Source organism: Kitasatospora sp. NPDC056731 (assembly GCF_040687675.1).
In the GTDB taxonomy this organism is placed as follows: Bacteria; Actinomycetota; Actinomycetes; order Streptomycetales; family Streptomycetaceae; genus Kitasatospora.
In genome coordinates, this window is record NZ_JBFBNR010000003.1 from 59,878 (window position 1) to 78,005 (window position 18,128).

Genomic DNA, 18,128 nt, shown 5'->3' on the forward strand with positions numbered 1-18,128 from the left:
CACCGACAGCCGGGCGGAGAGCCGGGCGGACACGAAGCGGACCGGTCAGCCCTGCGGGGGGCGGCGCAGCGCGTAGCCGATGCCGCGCACGGTGTGGATCAGCTTGGGGCCGTGGGCCGGGCCGGAGTCGAGCTTGCGGCGCAGGTAGGAGATGTACGACTCGACGATGGAGAGGTCGCCGCCGAAGTCGTAGGCCCAGACGTGGTCGAGGATCTGCGCCTTGGAGACCACCCGGCCGACGTTGGCCATCAGGTAGTGCAGCAGCTTGAACTCGGTCGGGGAGAGCGCGACGGGGATGCCGGCCCGGGTGACCTCGTGGGCGACCGGGTCGAGGCTGAGGTCGGCGACGATGAGCCGGCCGTCCTCGGCGGGCCCGCCGGAGCGGCGCAGGATGGCGCGGATCCGGGCGATCAGCTCCTCCAGGCTGAACGGCTTGGTGACGTAGTCGTCGGCGCCCGCGGCGAGGCCCTGGACCTTGTCGCCGACGCCGTCCTTGGCGGTGAGGAAGAGCACCGGGAGGTGGTCGCCGGGGTGGCCGTGCACGGGCCCGGCGATCTGGCCGCGGTTGGTCCGCTCGCGCAGCTTCTCGACGACGGTGAAGCCGTCGAGGTCCGGGAGCATCACGTCGAGGACGACGAGGTCGGGGCGTTCGACGGCTATCAGGTCGAGGGCCTCGGTGCCGCTGGCGGCGGAGGCGACCCGGAAACCGGAGAAGCGCAGCGAGGCGGCGAGCAGCTCGCGGATGTTGGGTTCGTCGTCGACGACGAGGAGGAAGGCCTCGCCAGGGCCGCCGGCCACCGTGGACCCGCCTGGTGTGGTGACTGTGCCTTGCACGGGGCTTTCGCCTCCTGGTCGGACGATGGCGTTCAGCATGAGGCTAGCCCCCGGAGGCTATGCGGCATCGATGAATGTTGGATTAACACCTTATCGGTCGGTTTTTTAAGCACAAGGCCCCCAGCACAGGCTGGGTGGTATGCGCACGGACGGTAACGCCCCGGAAGCGCCGACGGCCGAGAACCCGACGCCCGAGAACCCGACGCCCGCGGCCGGGGAGGCCACTCCCCGGCCACGGAAGGTGCTCCGGTCAGGCGTGCTGACCGGGCCGGTACCCGCCGGCGGGCATCCGGGTGATCACGTTGCCGCGGTTGAAGGCGTTGATGATCGCGATGAGGGACACCAGGGCCGCGAGCTGCTCCTCGTCGTAGTACTTCACGGCGTTCGCCCAGGCCTCGTCCGTGACCCCGCCCGCCGCATCGGCCAGGCGGGTGCCCTGCTCCGCCAGCTCCAGGGCGGCGCGCTCGGCGTCCGTGAACACCGTCGCCTCCCGCCAGGCCGCGACCAGGTTGAGGCGGGTCGCCTCCTCCCCGGCGTGCACGGCGTCCTTGAAGTGCATGTCGACGCAGTAGCCGCAGCCGTTGATCTGGCTGGCGCGCAGCTTCACCATCTCCTGCGTCGCGAACGGCAGAGTCGAGTCCACGATCACCTTGTTGGCCGCGATGAGGTGCTTGAGGAACTTGGACATGGTCTGGCTGGCGAAGGGGTTCAGTCGGGCTTCCATCGTGTGCTCCCTTGTCGTTGTCCGCTGGTGCCCTCTGAGACAGGGCACCCCGGCGAGTCGTGACAGGTGTGGATGTGACCTGCATCACCATCTTCGGCGTGCCGTTGGGTAGCCTGCGGATACCCTGCTCGGCGAACCGGGGGAGGAGCTCCATGGCGGAATCGGCAGTTGCGACGGATGCGGCCGGCTACCGACCGCTGCTGTTCTCCATCGCCTACGGGATGACGGGCTCCGTCGGCGACGCCGAGGACATCGTCCAGGACGCCCTCCTCGGCCTGACCCGGGCCGACCGGGCCGGGACCACGATCACCAACCTCAAGGCGTACCTGACCACGTCGGTGACCAGGCTGGGCATCAACCACCTGACGTCGGCGAGGGTCCGCCGGGAGACGTACGTGGGCGAGTGGCTGCCCGAACCCGTCGTGGTGACCGCCGACCGCCCGGGGCCCGCCGAACACGCCGAGCTGGCCGACGCGTTGTCCATGGCGTTCCTCATCCTGCTGGAAGCCCTCTCCCCGACCGAGCGGGCGGTGTTCATGCTCCGCGAGGCCTTCGGGTACGGCTACCCCGAGATCGCGGACGCCGTCGGCAAGTCCGAGGCCAACTGCCGCCAGATCCTCACCCGCGCCCGCAAGCGCCTCGCCCCCTCGGCCCAGGCCGTCGACACCCGGGCACGCAAGGCCGAGGCCGACGAACTCGCCCGCAGATTCTTCGAAGCCACCGAAGGCGGCGACCTGGACGCCCTGCTCCACCTCCTCTCCCCCGACGTCGCCTTCCACGGCGACGGCGGCGGCAAGACCCGCGCCCTCGGCAAGGCCCTAACCGGCCTACGCCGCGTCGCCCAACTCCTCATAGGCGGCCTCCGCCGCAACCGCAGACTCGGCGTCACACTGACCCCCGCCACCGTCAACGGCCACCCCGGCGCCGTCCTCCACGACGCCGAGCGCCGCATCGTCGGCGTACTGGAACTCGACATCGCCGACGGCGCCATCCGAGCCGTCCACTCGGTGTCCAACCCCGACAAACTCACCCACCTCGGCCCGGTCTCCGACATCGCCCTGGTGAAGCCGAAGTGACCCTCCTCAGAGCTTCCACCGGATCGAAGATCCGTCCGGCCCCGTGTAGCCCACGAACTGCCCCTCAGGCCCCGTCTCGACGGTGAACCATTCCCGACGGGGCCGCTGACGGCGACGGTCGACGAGCCGTCGGGGCGGTCCCTCGACCACCCGCGAGGGCAGCACCGCGCTCCCCCGCTCGATCTCCGAGGCCAAGCCGATCCGCAGGAGTTGCTCATCGAGGACGCTGGTCATGCCCGGTCGGTCCTTCCAGGTAGTCACAGATGGCGATGGTGGTGCCCAGCCGTCTACTCGCCGGGGTCGGGCCCCTTGTAGGCCGGCGAGCGGAAGATCCGTGGGAACGATCCGGGCCCGTGCCGCCGGGCGAGCCAGTTGGTCAGGCGGGCCAGGTCGCCGCTGATCATTGCGGCGACTATGAGCTCGTGCAGCGCGCCCGCGGTGGCCCCACCCATCTCGGCCAGAAAGCGCTGGTAGCGCGCGCCGATGCCGCGCTCGTATCCGGCCATGGCCAGCTGGAAGCGCGTCGCCACACCAGGCTCGAAGTGGTCGAAGTCGCTTGGCTTCAACCGTCCTGTGGTGTCGCGGAACGCCAGCTGGTCGGGCAGTGCGATGCGCTCGGCCAGGCCGAGTCGGTCGGCCACCATCGCAGCGATCATCCGGGCCTCCCGGTCGGTGGCCCCCTCCATGATGACGCCGAGATTCCGCGTCGAGACGGCGTCGTCCTTGTCCAACGCCGAGTACGCCTGGCCCTGCGTGTCACGCCGGTTGATCCCGTACCGGCTGCGGATCACCTGCCCACCCTGGAGCCGGTACTCCCGGAACGAGCCGAAGTGCAGGCAGTCATGGGCGTACGACCGCAGCAGATCGAGCGCACCCAGTTCGGGTGACGCCGACCCCGGATCATTCAGCCTCCCGTACATCGTGATCACCGACGCGAGCTGAATATGTCGGTAGCCCTGGTTCGGGTGGTGGAATCCACCGAAGGCATCGGGCTGAGTCGAACGCACCCCGACCCACACGCGGTCGATCGGTAACAGCTGTCTCAGACCCAACTCCCGGTACCGGTCCGCCAGAAGCCCAGACCCCTGGCGGAAGACCTCACGAGCCGCCTCGTCGGCCCAGGTGTCCAACACCCAGTGCAGCAGCGAGAACGCCATGTGCGGGTGCGCCTGGTCGAGCGCCGCCGTGGACCGCCGAGCGGCCAGCAGGTGTGCCAATTCCGAGCGATCGGCCGCCCCGCCGGCCAGTTGCTCGTTCGGCCCCAGGCACGACGGTGTGAGCGAGCGGCCCAGCGTCAGGAGCGCTGACGGCCGATCAGTTGCCGGTGCGACTCCTGCAGTCCCTCGGGAAGGTCGTCCGGTGAGAACCATCGAGCCTCCAGAATCTCGAACGAGGCCACCTCGATCCGGCCGCTGACGTACAGCGCCTCGTAGGCGACTTCGACCCGCAGTTGGTAACCGCTCTTCAGGTGCACCAGCTCGCACACCTTCACCGTGAGCCCGGCCTCCTCCCGGACCTCGCGCACGACGGTGTCCTCGAAGGTCTCCTTCGCGTTCGCGTAGCCGGTCGGCAGCCCCCACTGCCGACCCTCCGGCCACATACGGTGCTTCAGCAGCAACACCCGGCCGTCCTGGTCACGGACGATGCCCGTCACACCGACCATGAACTTCGAGTGCCACAACCACAGCACCCGCCACTGCATCGGCCCCCGAATGATCCGCCAGAGCCGCGCAGCGATCTTCTTCATGGGTTCGCCCCTTCATCGGTCGGGCCACTCTTACGCTTCTCGCGCAGTCGACCCACGATCCCGCACGCCACGCCACCGACGCCAACTCTGCGATTTGTCAGATGAATTCGAGGATCAACTCGCGCATCGGGGCTGCCACCTCACCCGTGGCGGGCGAGCACCAACATATAGGTCGGTAAGGCGCGCTAGAAGACGATTTCCTGTTCCCTCAAGAACTCGTCCCTGATGCTCTCGATCAGGCTACGCATCTCCTCACCGGACAAGGCCACGCCCACGAACCCGTCGAACTTTCGAACATAGACCTCAACGTCGCGAGGGTCAGTGACTACCACCTCGGCATGAACGGTTTCGACCGTGACCATGCGGTCATCCCGGATGACGAAGGAGTGTGCAGGCACGTCCGACTGCGGTGCAGCGAGAGGCACAATTCGAATATCCACATGCGGCAGGCGGGATACGGAGGCGATACGGTCCAACTGTCCGGCCATCATTGCGGGCGGGACCAAGCGCCACCGGAGAACGGGCTCGGTGATGACGAACCGCAGCGTTTTGGTGGCGTCGTAGAGGGATTGCTGCCTTGCAAGCCGTGCTGCAACCGCCCTCGACAACTGCTCTTCGGTGAGGTCTTTTCTCGCGAACACGGCACGCACGTACTCCGGGGTTTGCAGCAGCCCGGGAACCAGGGAAGGCTGGAACAGACGAAGAAGCGTGGTCGAGTCGTCCAACGCTTTGATCTGCTGCTGCTTGCGGTGGTAGCCCAGACGCCGGATCAGGCGCCACGCTGTCGCCTCCGTGGCCTCCGCCCGTGCAGCGGCCATGTACTCGGCCCTGACGTCATCGGACACGCCTATGGCCGTGAGGATGCGCTCCACGTCCACGACGGTGGGTGACACCTTGCCGGTCTCGATCTTGCTCAGCTTGCTCGCAGACATGACAGCGCTGCGGGCCACGGCTTTGGCTTCTTTGCCTGAAGCCTTCCGAAGTTCCCGCAGCGCCGCCCCGAGCCGTGTTCTGTTCACTCGCCGTACTGGTCCCACCATTCCGCGAACGGCACGGAACGCGCCATCACCGTTTCGCGGTACGCCCTGAACTCATCGATCCGGCCGCCGTCGAGGAATTCACTTCCGAGGTACTTTCCGTTCCCGTCATAGCTCATTGCGGCCACGGCCTCGTCATCGAACAGCCAGAAATCCGGAGCCTCCGGAATGGGGTTCTCCTGGCTGGTGGTATCGAGGATGAAGAACTCCTCACCAGCCGCCATGTTCCTCTGATATCCCCATCCGAGCTCGAACCGAAGGTAGTCGGTGAGCGGACGCGCGAGGATGTGAACTCGATACATGCGCTTACCGGCACACGTGGCATCGGCCACTGTCCTGACCCAGTCGGCGGTCTTGAAGTCAGCCGGCTGGGCCTCGCCGGCAAGGAATGCACGATAGGCATCCACTCCTCCGGACTGGCTGTAGTCATCCAGCGTTTCCAACCGAAAAGCATCCCGGTTGAATACCGAGAACCAGTCCCCGAGAGTCCTAGATGAGGTTGTCACGAACGGCCTTTCGAATGAGTTCGACGGGAATTTCGACCAGGATCTCGTGAGCCGGGATCCGGAGGTCGTGTTCGGTCACCTGCACGCCCTGGACGGCAAGCGTGCCCCGATCAGTCAGGTACAGGGTCGGACAATCACCCTCGTCACAGGAACCCACAAGCTTTGTCAGCTCCACCATTGCCCCCTCGATCGCTCGACGTCCCCACGATGTTCCCGAGGCAACCACGACACGGCAAGAGGTTCGCGTTTCCGATACTGGAAACCGTCCAACTTCGAACAGTTGATCCGGAGTTCATCGACCGCACGCCTGTCCGGCGGCAGCCCCTCGCGCGGGTGGGCACGAGGGGGCGGCGGCTTCGGCGCAGGAAGTCGGTTTGGCCGACTTCCTGCGCTGAGGGGACTCGGACAGTGCCGTGGCGCGCCGTCAGCGGCTGGGTGTGGGAGGGGGTGGGGCGCGTCGGGGCGCTGTCGGTGGGGCCGGGCGGGGGCAGGTCGCGCGAGTCGGCGTCGAGGCTCCCGGGCGTGGGCAACCTTTTGGGCCGCTCGCGGCATCTAAGTGGTGTCGGGGCTGCGAGAGGGGGAGGGCGCGGTAGGCGGGCAGGCGTGGTCCGTGGTCGTGCCACCGAGGGGGAGCTGAATTGGTTGCGGGCGTCCTGAGTTTCTTATTGCATTGATTTGGTGCGTATGCGACTTGATGTATTGAAGTCGAATTCCGGTATCTGTTGCACAGCCGTGACAGCCGCATGCGAAAAATCGTTCGACCAGCGAGGTGTGCGGGCTAGCATTCCTGGATGGAATCGAATCTCCCTCCGATATGGAATTCCTCCGACAGCGCGGCTCTCCCCCCGCCCCGCAAGGCGCCGCTTCGGCTGGCCCGCTTCGGTGCGATCTTCCTGGCGGCGAGCGTGGTGTCCGGTGTGCTGCTGGCGGGCCTCGCCCTGCCTGCCGCCGGCGGTTTCGGGCTGACTGCCAAGGGCACGGCGGAGGGCTTCGAAGACATCCCCAGCGACTTCAAGACTCCGCCGCTCACCCAGGCGACGCAGATCTTCGACGCCAAGGGCGGCCTGATCGCCAAGGTGTACGAGCGCGACCGTACCGTCCTCGCCCCTGAGCAGATGTCGCCGTTCATGCGGCAGGCCCAGGTCGACATCGAGGACGCCCGCTTCTACGAGCACGGCGCCGTCGACCTCAAGGGCGTGCTCCGGGCGATCGGCAAGAACGCCGAGAGCGGCACCGCCTCGCAGGGTGCCTCGACGCTGACCCAGCAGTACGTGAAGAACGTCAACGTCGAGAAGGCGGGCGAGGATCAGGCCGCGGTGCTGGAGGCGCAGCGCAAGACCCTGGGTCGCAAGATCCAGGAGCTCAAGGTCGCGATCAAGCTGGAAGAGGACCTGTCGAAGGACCAGATCCTCACCAACTACCTCAACATCACGTACTACGGGAACGGCGCCTACGGCGTGGAGGCCGCCTCCCAGCGCTACTTCAGCAAGAGCAACAAGGACCTGACCATCGCCGAGGCCGCCATGCTGGCCGGGCTGGTGCAGAACCCCTCCCAGTACGACCCGAAGCTGCACCCGGTGGCCGCGCAGAAGCGCCGGGACACGGTCATCGACAAGATGCTGGAGAACAAGCACATCACCGCGGACCAGGCCAAGGAGGCCAAGGCCGCCCCGCTGGGTCTCAACTTCAAGGATCCGCAGAACGGTTGCATCACCGCCACCGCCCAGGGCGGCATGGGCTTCTTCTGCGACTACGTCCGGCACGTGGTCAAGCAGGACCCGGCGTTCGGCCAGAACGCCGCCGACCGCAAGAAGTTCTGGGACACCGGCGGCCTGAACATCTACACCACGCTGGACCCTGACAAGCAGGCCGCCGCCCAGAACGCGGTGACCGCCAACGTGAAGGTCACGGACAGCGTCTCGGCCGCCGCCACCATGGTCGAACCCGGCACCGGCAAGATCCTGGCCATGGCCCAGACCCGCCCGTACGGCCTGGACGCCAACAAGAACCAGACCGTCGTCAACCTCAACGTCGACGCGGCGATGGGCGGCGGCAACGGCTTCCAGCCCGGTTCCACGTTCAAGCCGGTCGTCGCGGCCGCGGCCCTGGAGGCGGGCCTGCCGGCGACCCAGGAGTACTCGGCCCCGAACTCGATGGAGTACCCCACGATGAAGACGTGCGAGGGCACCTGGAAGAACCAGGGCCGGCCCAAGGCGGTGGTGCCCAACGAGTCCGCCAGCGAGAAGGGCCCCTACCAGCTGAAGCAGGCCATGGCCCTCTCGGTCAACACCTACTTCGTGCAGATGGAGCAGGAGATCGGCCTCTGCGCGGTCAAGCAGATGGCCAACAAGCTGGGCGTCACCGGCAAGGCCAGCGGCAAGCCGCTGGAGGAGGTCCCCGCGATGGCCCTGGGAGTAGAGGAGATGAGCCCGCTGACCATGGCCAACATCTACGCGACCTTCGCCGCCCAGGGCAAGCACTGCGCCCCGATCGCCATCAACAAGATCACCACCGTGGACGGCAAGGACGTCCCCGTCCCGGCCGGCCAGTGCGAGAAGGCGTTCTCCGATGACACGGCGCGGGCGATGAACACCGTCCTGAACGGCGTGACCGAGAACAAGGGCACCGGCGCGGCGCTCAACCTCGACGACAACCGCCAGATCGCCGGCAAGACCGGCACCTCGGACCGCAAGCGGGCCGCCTGGTTCAACGGCTACACCCCGCAGCTCGCCACCGCCGTCTGGCTCGGCGGCCCCAACGGCGGCGTCGAGATGCGCAACCTCACCATCAACGGGAAGTACCGCACCGAGGTGTTCGGCGCCGACGGCCCCGGCCCGATCTGGCGCGACGCCATGAACCAGGCCCTGCGCGGCACGCCCAAGCAGTCCCTGCCGATGGCCGACATCCCCGACCCGGCCCCCAAGACCGACCCGAACAACACCGGCACCGGCACCGGCGCCCCGGCCACCAACCAGCCCGACCAGCAGCACTGACAGCAGTCACACCGGCGGCCCCTTGCGAGCAGCAAGGGGCCGCCGGATCGTTTCGCTCAGACGTCGGCGGTCAAGTGGTCGAACTCCCCGGCCTTCGCGCCCTGGAGGAACGCGGCGAACTTGAGGGCGGTGGTGCGGACAATGACCTCGCCCTCGTCGGACTCCCGGAGTTCGACCAGCCCGGCGACCGCACGGACCTCGACACAGTTTTCGCTGGAGCTACTGAAGGACGACTTCTGCCATTGGTCTTGAGACATCTCAGCCTTTCAGGTTCTTGCCCGTGCGATGGATTAGATCTCGCGAATCCTCGCCGCTGAGGGCAGCCTTCTCGATGCGGTTGAAGACTTCACGATAGGACTCAAGCTCACTCGGGGCATCGAAGAAAATCGGGCCCTGCGATGACTCCACCTCGGCCGTATCAAGCTCGGGCACCTCCCCGGAGGTGTAGATGAGGCTCTCGACCGGTCCGGGATAGGTGTGGGCGGTGAAGGGAATGACGCGGATGCTTATGTCATCCCTGAGGGAGTCATCGATCAGGCTGTGAAGCTGCCCTCTCAGCACGTCGGTGCCACCGAAGCGCGTGAGCAGACTGGACTCATGTAGATAGGCTTCGAGCTTCTTCCGAGGGCTCTGAAGGACCCTCGTTCTGCGCTCCGATCGGAACGCGACATGCAGATCGAGTTCGTCGGCAGGAAGTCGAGGGATCCGTCGACTGAAGATTCCTCGTGTGTAGTCGTCTGTCTGCAGAAGCCCCGGAAGGAACGTCGACGCGCAAACCCTGATCGTCGTTGCCGCGAAGTCCTCGTGCTCGGCGGATTCGAGGAAGACGTCGGGGATGTGGTTGCGGTACTGCTCCCACCAACCCTTGTCTCGCACTGTGATGATGCCGTTGAGGGCGTCGATGAGCGGCTGGTTGTAGCACTCGCAGGCATCGGCGACTGTCCGGAGCCGGTCCACGCTGACGCTGGTCTTCCCGCTCTCCATCTGCGTCACCTGGGCAGGGCTCACTCCGAGCACGCGAGCAAGTTGGCTGCCTCCGAGGCCTGCTTGCTCTCTCATCTTTCGCAGTTCAGCGCCCAGGCGACGCTGACGAAGGGTTGGGTTGTGGCGACCTGGCATGGCGTCCTCTCAACATCCTGTGGGATCAGTGTGCCGCGTCGGCTGCGGCAAGGACCATCCGTCCCCCGGGAGAGGGATCTTCCTCGCAACTACCTAAATTTAAGTTCCAATGCGCTATCGTCAACCCCAGATCGATCCGATGGATCGTCAGAAATGCCTGTTCGTCGGGCAGTAGGCGCCTGCTGCCCGCGCGCTGAAGGCATCCCCCCTCCCCACACCAGCAGCCTCGCGGAGGTTCCCGTGTGCACCCTCAACACCCCCTCGCTCGCGCTCGCCCGGCAGTCCCTGCGGGACGCCCTGACCCGCTCCGGGTGGGACGCCGAGACCATCTTCTTCGCCGAACTCGCCCTGGCCGAACTGGTCGTCAACGCCTGGCGGCACGGCAAGACCGCCTCCCCCGTCGTCCTTCTCTCCCTCCTCGGCGGCACCCTCCGGGTCTCCGTCTCGGACGAGAGCGACGTCTTCCCCGAACGACGCCAGCTCCCCGCCCTGGCCACGACCGGCCGGGGGCTCCAGCTCATCGAAGGGCTCACGCATCGCTGGGGCGTGGACTCCCAGGAGCGCGGCAAAACAGTCTGGTACGAGCTGGACTTCGCCGCGTGAGCGCCGCCCGCGAACCCGTCGCGCCGGACGACCCCCGGATGCGCGACTACACCCAGCCCCAGATCGTCGCCCTGCTCGGCGAGGTGCACCAGCGCGGGCGCTCCTACGGGCTCCTCTGGGGCTCCGCCTTCCCCCACGAGACCACCCTCGACGGCCGGATCCTCGTCGACTTCGGCAACGCCCCCGTGAGCACTCTGCTCAACCTCCTCCACCTCCTCCGCGACGTGGAACGGGACGAGGCGTGGGGGTGATGAACTTCTTCGTCGGAGCCGTTCCCCTCAGAATTCCGCGCCCCGACGACCGCGACGACCGCAACTACCGGCGCTGACCACACGCGAAGGCCCTCGCCCCAGGGATGGGCGAGGGCCTCGCGGCGTCCGGGAGCTACGGGGTCAGCCCCCGGACGGGTTCTTGGGAGCACCGCCACCGCCGAAGCCGCCGCCGAAGCCCGCGCCGCCCGCACCGGCCGCCGCGCCCTCGACGAGCTGGCTGGCCGCGTAGCCGCCGTTGGCGTCGGGGGTGCCGACGACGGTCACGCTCTGGCCGGGCTGGAGGTCGGCGACCTTGCCCTCCTTGTTGAGCTGGACCTTCGTCGCGTCGCCGGTGGTGACCTTGACGGTGTTGCCGTTGGCGTCGGTCAGGTAGACGGTGGTGCCGTCGACGGCCTTGACCGTGCCCCGAGTGAGCCCGCCCTGGCCGCCCTGCCCAGCACCCTGACCAGCAGCACCCTGCCCGCCCCGGCGGGACCCGCTCTGCCCGTACCCCCCGCCACCACCACCCGCCCCGGCCGCCCGCTGCTGCCCGGCGGCGGAAGCCGTCGCGTGCGAGGCGCCGCTGTTCGTCCCGTGGTTCTGCTGGTACCAGACCCCGCCCGCGAAGGCCCCGCTGGCGATGACGCCCCCCGCCAGCACCAGGCTGAGCCAGGGCAGCTTGCGCCGCGGCGGGGCGGCGAGTTCGGCGGTGACATCGCGGGCGTCCGGCGGGGTGGCGAGCAGGGCGACCTGCTCGGCCGGCGTGCTGCTGCTGACCGTGGCGATCTCGTTGCTCATGGGAGTCCTACTCGTGCCGGAGGGCGTCGATCGGCCGCAGCGAGGCGGCCCGGTTGGCGGGGTAGCTGCCGAAGAACAGCCCGATGGCGACGGCGATGCCGAACGCGCCGATCACGGATTCGGGGATCACCACCGGTTTGATGCCGACGATGCTGAAGTGCGAGCCGGCGATCCCGGCGGCCACCCCGAGCCCGGCGCCGAGCACCGAGAGCAGGGTCGATTCGGTCAGGAACTGCCCGAGGATCACCGCGCGCGGGGCGCCGAGCGCCTTGCGGATGCCGATCTCCCTGGTCCGCTCGGTGACCGTCACCAGCATGATGTTGGTGATCCCGATCCCGCCGACGAGCAGCGAGATCGCCGCCACCGCGCCGAGCAGCACGGTGAAGGTCTTGGTGGTGCTCTCCCTCGCCGTGAGCAGCGAGGACTGGCTGGTGATCCGGAAGTCGGCCTTGGTCGGGTCGGCGATGGCGTGGGTGCCGAGCAGCACCCGGGTGATCTCGGCCTGGGCCGCGGTCGTACTGTCGGCCGAACTGGCCTGCACCAGAATCTGGTTGACGGCCCCGAAACCGGTGAAGGCGTTCTGCACGGTCGGCAGCGGGGCGATCACCACGTCGTCCGGGTCGGTGAAGCCGCTGCCGCCCTTGGCCTGGAGCACGCCGACCACGGTGAACGGCGTGCCGCCGAGGACGATCTTCTTGCCGACCGGGTCCGCGGTGTCGAACAGCTGCTTGGCCGTCGTGGCGCCGAGCACCGCGACCTTGCGCGAGCCGAGCACGTCGTCGTCGGTGAAGTACTCGCCGTGCGCGACCTTCTGGTTGGCGGTCTCGAAGTACGCCGGGTAGGTGCCGACGATCGAGCCGGGGCTGTACGAGATGTCGCCGTACAGCGCCGTCCCGCTGGTGGTGACCACGGGGGCGACCGACTTGATCGCGGTCGAGTCGGTGTCGGCGGCCAGCGCCTTGGCGTCGGCGACCGTCAGCTTCTTCACCGAGGAGGTGGCACGGGAGCCGCCGCTGGCCGAACCGGAGCTGACCGTGAGCGAGTTGGTGCCGAGCGAGGTGATCGACTCCTTCACCGCGACCGACGAGCCGTTGCCGACGGCCAGCAGCAGGATCACCGAGGCGACGCCGATCAGCACCCCGAGCATGGTGAGCGCCGAGCGCACCTTGTTGGCGGCCAGGCCGCCGACCGCGAAGCGGAGCATCTGCCAGAGGATCACGCCGGCACCCCCAGCTCGCGCAGCAGCGGCGGCGGCCCGTCCACCGGGGCCTGCCGGACGTCGCTGACGATCCGGCCGTCGACCAGCCGGAGCACCCGCTTGGCGTGCCGCGCGACTTCGTCCTCGTGGGTGATCAGGACGACGGTGCGGCCGGTGGCGTTGAGCGCGTCGACGAGGTCGAGGACCTCCTCGGTGGAGCGGCTGTCCAGGTTGCCGGTGGGCTCGTCGGCGAGCAGCATCGCGGGTGCGGTGACCAGTGCCCGGGCGACCGCGACGCGCTGCTGCTGGCCGCCGGAGAGCTGGTTGGGTCGGTGCCCGGCCCGCTCGGCGAGGCCGACCAGGGAGAGCGCGGCCAGGGCCCGGCGGCGCCGTTCCGAGGCCCGGACGCCCGCGTAGGCGAGCGGCAGCTCGACCTGGGCGAGCGCGGTGGTGCGCGGGATCAGGTTGAAGGACTGGAAGACGAAGCCGATCTTGCGGTTGCGGACCAGCGCGAGCTGCCCCTCGTCGAGGTGGCCGACGTCGATGCCGTCCAGCAGGTAGCGGCCGGCGGTCGGGACGTCGAGGCAGCCGAGGATGTTCATCATGGTGGACTTGCCGGAGCCGGAGCTGCCCATCACCGCGACGTAGTCGCCCTGGTGGATGTTCAGGCTGACGCCGAGCGGGCCGCCGGTGTCCGGGTCCTCCGGGCCGTGCAGCGCGTGCACGACGGCGTCGCCGTGCCCGTACGCCTTGGTGATCCGGCGCAGCTGGATGACGGGCGGGGGCGCCGCCGGGACGCGCTTGTCGATGACGTGACGCATGCTCAGCCCTTACCGCCCCGGCCGGCCCCGCCGCCGGCGGCACCGCCGCCACCGCCGACGCCCGCCAGTCCGGCGCCGCCGCCCTGACCGCCGCGGCCCTGGCCGCCGCCGACGCCCGGGAAGGAGGCGTTCGGGAAGCCGTTGCCGCCGCTGGTGGTGGGGAGTTCGACCTTGTCGCCCTCCTTCAGCCCGGAGACCACCTGCACCGTGCTGTCGCCCTCGACGCCGACCCCGACGCTGACCCGCTCGCTGGAGCCGTCCGGGTGCACCACGGTCGCGGTGCGGCTGGTGCCGGTGCCGGAGAGCGCGGAGGTGGGCAGTGACAGCGCGCTGTCCGCCTCGCCGGTGATCACCTGGACGGTGGCGCTGAGGCCGGTGCGCAGCGCGCTGGTGTCGCCGCTGAGCTGGAGCGTGGCGGCGTACTGGACGGCGGTCGAGCCGGCGCTGCCGCCGCCGCTGCTGGGCAGCGAACTGACGGACAGGACACTGGCGTTGAGCTTGGTGTCGGACTGCGCGTTCAGGGTGACGGTGGCCGCCTCGCCCTTCTTGAGCTTGAGCGAGTCCAGCTCGGAGAAGTTGGCGGTGACCTGCATCCCGGTCGGGTTGGTCAGCACGATGAAGCCGCTCGGCGCGCCGCCCGAAGCGGTGCTGCCGGTGGACGACTTGCCGGTCGACCCGGCCGACCCGGTGGAGCCGGACGAACCGGATGAACCGCCGGAGCTCGCGCCCACGGTGTCGCCCACCTTCGCCGAGACGGACGCGACCGTCCCGTCCACCGAGGCGGTCAGGGTGGTGCCGGTCAGCGCCGCCTGGGCGTTGGCGAGGGTGGTCTGCGCGGTGGCGACCTGCTGCTGGGCCTGGGCGACGGCCGCGTCGTCGACCTTGGTGGTGGTGATGGTGGTGGTCTGCGGAGCGGGCGTGCTGTTCGCGCCCGCTCCGCGTTCCCCACCACCGCCGCCGTTGCCGCCGGCGCCGGAGGTCGCACCCGGCAACGGCTGGGTGGTCGTGGTGGTGACACCGGCCTGCGCCTTGGTGAGGTTGGCGTCGGCCGTGGTGAGGGACGCCTGGGCGGCGTCCACCTGCTGCTGGGCGGCCGTGGTGTCGACGGTGGCGAGCAGCTGGCCCTTCTTGACGGCGTCCCCGACCGCGACCTTGACCGAGGTGAGCCGGCCGCCGGTGGCGAAGTCCTGGGCCGCGTCGGTCGGTGAGACCAGAGTGCCGGTTCCGGACACGGTGGCCAGGACCGTTCCCTTGGCCACGGTCGCCGTGCGGATCTGGGTCTTGCCGGCGGCGGCACTGGTGCCGCTGTTCACTGTGGCGTACACCAGGGCGGCACCGCCCAGGAGCGCCACGCCGAGCGCGGAGTTGACGAGGACGACGCCTCGCCGTCGCGGGAGCACCTTCATGCCGGACAGCTTTCCTGGGCGCTCTTGCGGAGCCCTGGGCGCGGGCTGGGAGAAGACTGACCGGGCGGATCCGGGCATTCCGGTCACACCGCCCGGTTCGCGCGGGCGCCTTGGCCGTGCCGTGGGCCGTCGTTGGCCGAACTCCCAGCGGGCTCCCAGTGAGTTCCGATGATCTCCAGCCATCCGGCAGCGCCCCGGGCGGCCGGCCCGTAGCGCCGGAAACGCCGCAGGGGCGCACCGCGAACCGGTGCGCCCCTGCGACGGAACCTGTGAAGGCCCCTGCGGAGGAGCCTGCGAAATCTACGGAACCCGCGAAACAGCCGGTCAGAGCGTCTTGCGGAACGCCTCCGCCACCGAGAGGAAGATCGAGTTGCCCTCGGTCTCGCCGATCGAGATCCGGACGCCCTCCGGGAACGGCCGGACGATCACCCCGGCCTCGGCGCACGCGACGGCGAACTCCTGCGAGCGCTCGCCGAGGCCCAGCCAGACGAAGTTGGCCTGCGAGTCCGGGATCTCCCAGCCCTGGGCGCGCAGCGCGGCCACCACCCGGGTGCGCTCCTCGACCAGCGCGTCCACCCGCTCCAGCAGCGCCTGCTCGGCGCGCACCGAGGCGACGGCGGCGTTCTGGGCGAGCTGGCTGACGCCGAACGGGACGGCGGTCTTGCGCAGCGCGTTGGCCACCGGCTCGTGCGCGATCGCGAAGCCGACCCGCATGCCCGCGAGGCCGTACGCCTTGGAGAAGGTGCGCAGCACGCAGACGTTGGGGCGGTCCCGGTAGAGGTCGATGCCGTTGGGCACCTCGGGGTCGCGGATGAACTCGATGTACGCCTCGTCGACGACCACCAGGACGTCGGACGGGACGGCGTCCAGGAAGCGCTCCAGCTCGGCGCGGTGGATCACGTTGCCGGTGGGGTTGTTGGGGTTGCAGACGAACACCAGCCGGGTCTTCGGGGTGATCGCGGCGAGCATCGCGTCCAGGTCGTGGTCGCCGGTCTCGGTGATCGGCACCGGGACGGGGGTCGCGCCGGCGACCTGGGTGATGATCGGGTACGCCTCGAAGGAGCGCCAGGCGAAGACCACCTCGTCGCCGGGGCCCGCGGTGGCGAGGATCAGCGACTGGGCGACGCCGACCGAGCCGGTGCCGGTGGCGATGTGCTCGACGGGCACGCCGAAGCGCTCGGCCAGCACCTCGCTGAGCTCGCCGACGGCCATGTCGGGGTAGCGGTTGAGCGAGCCGGCCGCCGCGACCGCCGCCTCCAGCACGCCGGGCAGCGGGTCGTACGGGTTCTCGTTGGAGGACAGCTTGTACGCGTCGGCGCCGGCCGGCTTGCCGGGCTTGTAGGTGGGGATGCCGTCCAGGGTCGGCCGCAGCCGCGGGCCCTGCGCTGACGTACTCGTCACGGTCCTACTCCTTCTCGATGCTGTCCGCGCGCGTTCGGCGCGTGTTCGGCGCGTGTTCGGCGCGTGTTCGGCGCGTGTTCTCCGGTGCGGTCGCCCCCGCCACCTGTGGGATCGCCACCGTGCCCGGGATCTCGGAACGCGTCCGGGGCACCCCGGTCGGGTGCCTTGAACGATACCGACCGCACTCACCCGTAGGGGTGAGATGCCCGGTCGGGTGACAGGCGCAGATCAGCCATTCTGCCGGGTTCCTTTGGCACATGTCAGAGGTAAGACGGCTGGTTTCGTGCGGGTATCGAAGGAGCGCACCCCGGCTCACTCTTGGAGAAACGTATCTCCAAGGGCTCCCGATGCGCCGGTCACAGACCCTTGTCAGGAGCCATACGATCGGTCCGCCATGACAGCAGCAGCCAACCAGAGCGGTCGGCGTCCCACCACCTCACGGCGTCTGGAGCGGGCCGGCATCCGGGATGTGGCAGCAGCCGCCGGAGTGTCGATCACCACCGTCTCCGACGCGCTGAACGGAAAGGGCCGCCTGCCCGACGAGACCCGCAGCCGGGTGCGCGAGGTCGCCGAACGCCTCGGCTACCGGCCCTCCGCGGCCGCCCGCACCCTGCGCACCGGACGGTCCGGCCTGATCGGGCTGACCGTCACGACCTACGGCGAAGAACCGTTCACCTTCACGGAGTTCGCGTACTTCGCCGAGATGGCCCGGGCCGCCACCAGCGCCGCCCTCGGCCGCGGCTACGCGCTGGTGGTGCTGCCCGCCTCCTCCCGCCACGACGTCTGGGGCAACATCGCCCTGGACGGCACCGTGGTGATCGACCCGCCCGACCAGGACCCCCTGGTCAGCGAGCTGTACCGGTCCGGCGTCCCGGTCGTCAGCGACGGCAAGCCCGGCAACTGCCCGGTCACCGCCTGGGTCGACAACGACCACGAGGCCGCCGTGCTCGGCATCCTCGACCACCTCTCCGAGGCCGGCGCCCGCCGCATCGGCCTGCTCACCGGCACCAGCACCGACACCTACACCCGGCTCTCCACCGAGGCCTACCTCGGCTGGTGCGCCAAGGTCGGCCAGGAGCCGGTCTACGAGGCCTACCCCGCGCACGACCCGGCCGCCGGCGCCGTCGCCGCCGACCGGCTGCTCGCCCGCCCCGACCGGCCCGACGCCGTCTACGGCCTGTTCGACCCCAACGGCACCGACCTGCTCGCCGCCGCCCGCCGCTACGGCCTGCGGGTCCCCGACGACCTGCTGCTGGTCTGCTGCAGCGAGAGCGACGTCTACGCCACCACCGAACCGCCGATCACCACGCTCTCCCTCAAGCCCCGCCGGATCGGCACCACCGTGGTCAACCTGCTCATCGACGCCATCGAGGGCGTCGACTCCGGGACGGGCGTCGACATCGCCCGGCTCTTCCCGCCGCGCTTCCGCACCGCCGGCACCGGCCCGCCACCGGGCACCCTGATGCCGACCGAGCTGATCGTCCGCGCGTCCTCCCTGCGCCGGAGCCCGCGCACCACCGTCAGCCCTCCCCGACCCCCGGGCGAGGTCTAGACCATACCGAGCCGGGACAAAACGGACCTTGCGGGACGACCCGGCTGACGCTCCGGAGGATT

The 18,128-nt window shown here is 69.2% G+C and carries 20 protein-coding genes; 5 read left to right on the top strand and 15 right to left on the bottom strand.

All coding sequences use genetic code 11. The annotated features are described in order from the left end of the window. Positions 1–45 precede the first annotated feature (45 nt). Together AB0R04_RS04375 and AB0R04_RS04380 are read right to left on the bottom strand one after the other, a co-directional pair. Entirely contained in the window at positions 46–834 is a 789-nt protein-coding gene (locus AB0R04_RS04375; protein WP_363368112.1) for a response regulator transcription factor, read from the bottom strand. A 250-nt stretch (positions 835–1,084) separates the two neighbouring features. After that, positions 1,085–1,558, bottom strand: coding sequence for a carboxymuconolactone decarboxylase family protein (locus tag AB0R04_RS04380; RefSeq protein ID WP_363368114.1), 474 nt, complete (start codon positions 1,556–1,558; stop codon positions 1,085–1,087). A 152-nt stretch (positions 1,559–1,710) separates the two neighbouring features. Here AB0R04_RS04380 and AB0R04_RS04385 point away from each other — a divergent pair, with 152 nt between their 5' ends. Next, positions 1,711–2,634, top strand: a complete 924-nt coding sequence (locus AB0R04_RS04385) for an RNA polymerase sigma-70 factor (protein WP_363368115.1) — start codon at positions 1,711–1,713, stop codon at positions 2,632–2,634. A gap of 6 nt (positions 2,635–2,640) precedes the next feature. On the opposite strand, the gene AB0R04_RS04390 is transcribed toward AB0R04_RS04385, so the two are convergent. The 6 genes from AB0R04_RS04390 to AB0R04_RS04415 all read right to left on the bottom strand — a co-directional run bounded on the left by AB0R04_RS04390 (position 2,641) and on the right by AB0R04_RS04415 (position 6,099). Beyond that, positions 2,641–2,868, bottom strand: coding sequence for a hypothetical protein (locus tag AB0R04_RS04390; RefSeq protein WP_363368117.1), 228 nt, complete (start codon positions 2,866–2,868; stop codon positions 2,641–2,643). 53 nt (positions 2,869–2,921) lie between these two features. Further along, positions 2,922–3,851 (bottom strand): hypothetical protein, encoded by a 930-nt coding sequence (locus AB0R04_RS04395; protein WP_363368119.1) that lies wholly within the window; start codon positions 3,849–3,851, stop codon positions 2,922–2,924. A 77-nt stretch (positions 3,852–3,928) separates the two neighbouring features. Beyond that, positions 3,929–4,381 (bottom strand): NUDIX domain-containing protein, encoded by a 453-nt coding sequence (locus AB0R04_RS04400; protein ID WP_363368121.1) that lies wholly within the window; start codon positions 4,379–4,381, stop codon positions 3,929–3,931. Positions 4,382–4,566: 185 nt separating this feature from the next. Further along, the gene (locus AB0R04_RS04405; protein WP_363368123.1) at positions 4,567–5,400 is read right to left on the bottom strand and encodes a helix-turn-helix transcriptional regulator; all 834 of its coding nucleotides are present in this window, start codon (positions 5,398–5,400) and stop codon (positions 4,567–4,569) included. Beyond that, positions 5,397–5,924: a DUF6879 family protein gene (locus AB0R04_RS04410; protein ID WP_363368125.1), complete on the bottom strand. Its 528-nt coding sequence runs from the start codon at positions 5,922–5,924 to the stop codon at positions 5,397–5,399. Before AB0R04_RS04410 ends, AB0R04_RS04405 begins: the two co-directional genes overlap by 4 nt. After that, positions 5,908–6,099, bottom strand: a complete 192-nt coding sequence (locus tag AB0R04_RS04415) for a hypothetical protein (protein ID WP_363368371.1) — start codon at positions 6,097–6,099, stop codon at positions 5,908–5,910. The genes AB0R04_RS04410 and AB0R04_RS04415 overlap by 17 nt, the downstream gene beginning before the upstream one ends. Before the next feature lie 616 nt (positions 6,100–6,715). Between AB0R04_RS04415 and AB0R04_RS04420 the strand changes: the two genes are divergently transcribed. After that, positions 6,716–8,917 (top strand): transglycosylase domain-containing protein, encoded by a 2,202-nt coding sequence (locus AB0R04_RS04420; protein WP_363368127.1) that lies wholly within the window; start codon positions 6,716–6,718, stop codon positions 8,915–8,917. 56 nt (positions 8,918–8,973) lie between these two features. Here the strand turns inward: AB0R04_RS04420 and AB0R04_RS04425 are convergent, their stop codons facing one another. Together AB0R04_RS04425 and AB0R04_RS04430 are read right to left on the bottom strand one after the other, a co-directional pair. Further along, the gene (locus tag AB0R04_RS04425) at positions 8,974–9,174 is read right to left on the bottom strand and encodes a DUF397 domain-containing protein (protein ID WP_363368129.1); all 201 of its coding nucleotides are present in this window, start codon (positions 9,172–9,174) and stop codon (positions 8,974–8,976) included. 1 nt (position 9,175) lies between these two features. Beyond that, on the bottom strand, positions 9,176–10,036 hold the full coding sequence (locus tag AB0R04_RS04430) for a helix-turn-helix transcriptional regulator (RefSeq protein ID WP_363368131.1): 861 nt from the start codon (positions 10,034–10,036) through the stop codon (positions 9,176–9,178). A gap of 240 nt (positions 10,037–10,276) precedes the next feature. On the opposite strand from AB0R04_RS04430, the gene AB0R04_RS04435 reads away from it, so the two are divergent. Next, entirely contained in the window at positions 10,277–10,639 is a 363-nt protein-coding gene (locus tag AB0R04_RS04435) for an ATP-binding protein (protein WP_063348408.1), read from the top strand. Continuing rightward, positions 10,636–10,890, top strand: a complete 255-nt coding sequence (locus AB0R04_RS04440; protein ID WP_063348409.1) for a hypothetical protein — start codon at positions 10,636–10,638, stop codon at positions 10,888–10,890. The genes AB0R04_RS04435 and AB0R04_RS04440 overlap by 4 nt, the downstream gene beginning before the upstream one ends. Positions 10,891–11,031: 141 nt before the next feature. Here the strand turns inward: AB0R04_RS04440 and AB0R04_RS04445 are convergent, their stop codons facing one another. From AB0R04_RS04445 to hisC, 5 genes are all read right to left on the bottom strand, one after another. Continuing rightward, positions 11,032–11,688, bottom strand: a complete 657-nt coding sequence (locus AB0R04_RS04445) for a hypothetical protein (protein ID WP_363368133.1) — start codon at positions 11,686–11,688, stop codon at positions 11,032–11,034. A 7-nt stretch (positions 11,689–11,695) separates the two neighbouring features. Then, a complete protein-coding gene (locus AB0R04_RS04450; RefSeq protein WP_363368135.1) occupies positions 11,696–12,907 on the bottom strand; it encodes an ABC transporter permease in 1,212 nt (403 codons plus the stop codon). Beyond that, the gene (locus tag AB0R04_RS04455; protein WP_363368137.1) at positions 12,904–13,707 is read right to left on the bottom strand and encodes an ABC transporter ATP-binding protein; all 804 of its coding nucleotides are present in this window, start codon (positions 13,705–13,707) and stop codon (positions 12,904–12,906) included. Before AB0R04_RS04455 ends, AB0R04_RS04450 begins: the two co-directional genes overlap by 4 nt. A 2-nt stretch (positions 13,708–13,709) precedes the next feature. Then, positions 13,710–15,113, bottom strand: a complete 1,404-nt coding sequence (locus tag AB0R04_RS04460; RefSeq protein ID WP_363368139.1) for a biotin/lipoyl-binding protein — start codon at positions 15,111–15,113, stop codon at positions 13,710–13,712. A 324-nt stretch (positions 15,114–15,437) separates the two neighbouring features. Continuing rightward, on the bottom strand, positions 15,438–16,514 hold the full coding sequence (gene hisC, locus AB0R04_RS04465; protein WP_363368141.1) for a histidinol-phosphate transaminase: 1,077 nt from the start codon (positions 16,512–16,514) through the stop codon (positions 15,438–15,440). A 394-nt stretch (positions 16,515–16,908) separates the two neighbouring features. Here hisC and AB0R04_RS04470 point away from each other — a divergent pair, with 394 nt between their 5' ends. Further along, on the top strand, positions 16,909–18,066 hold the full coding sequence (locus tag AB0R04_RS04470) for a LacI family DNA-binding transcriptional regulator (protein WP_063348415.1): 1,158 nt from the start codon (positions 16,909–16,911) through the stop codon (positions 18,064–18,066). Positions 18,067–18,128: the final 62 nt, after the last annotated feature.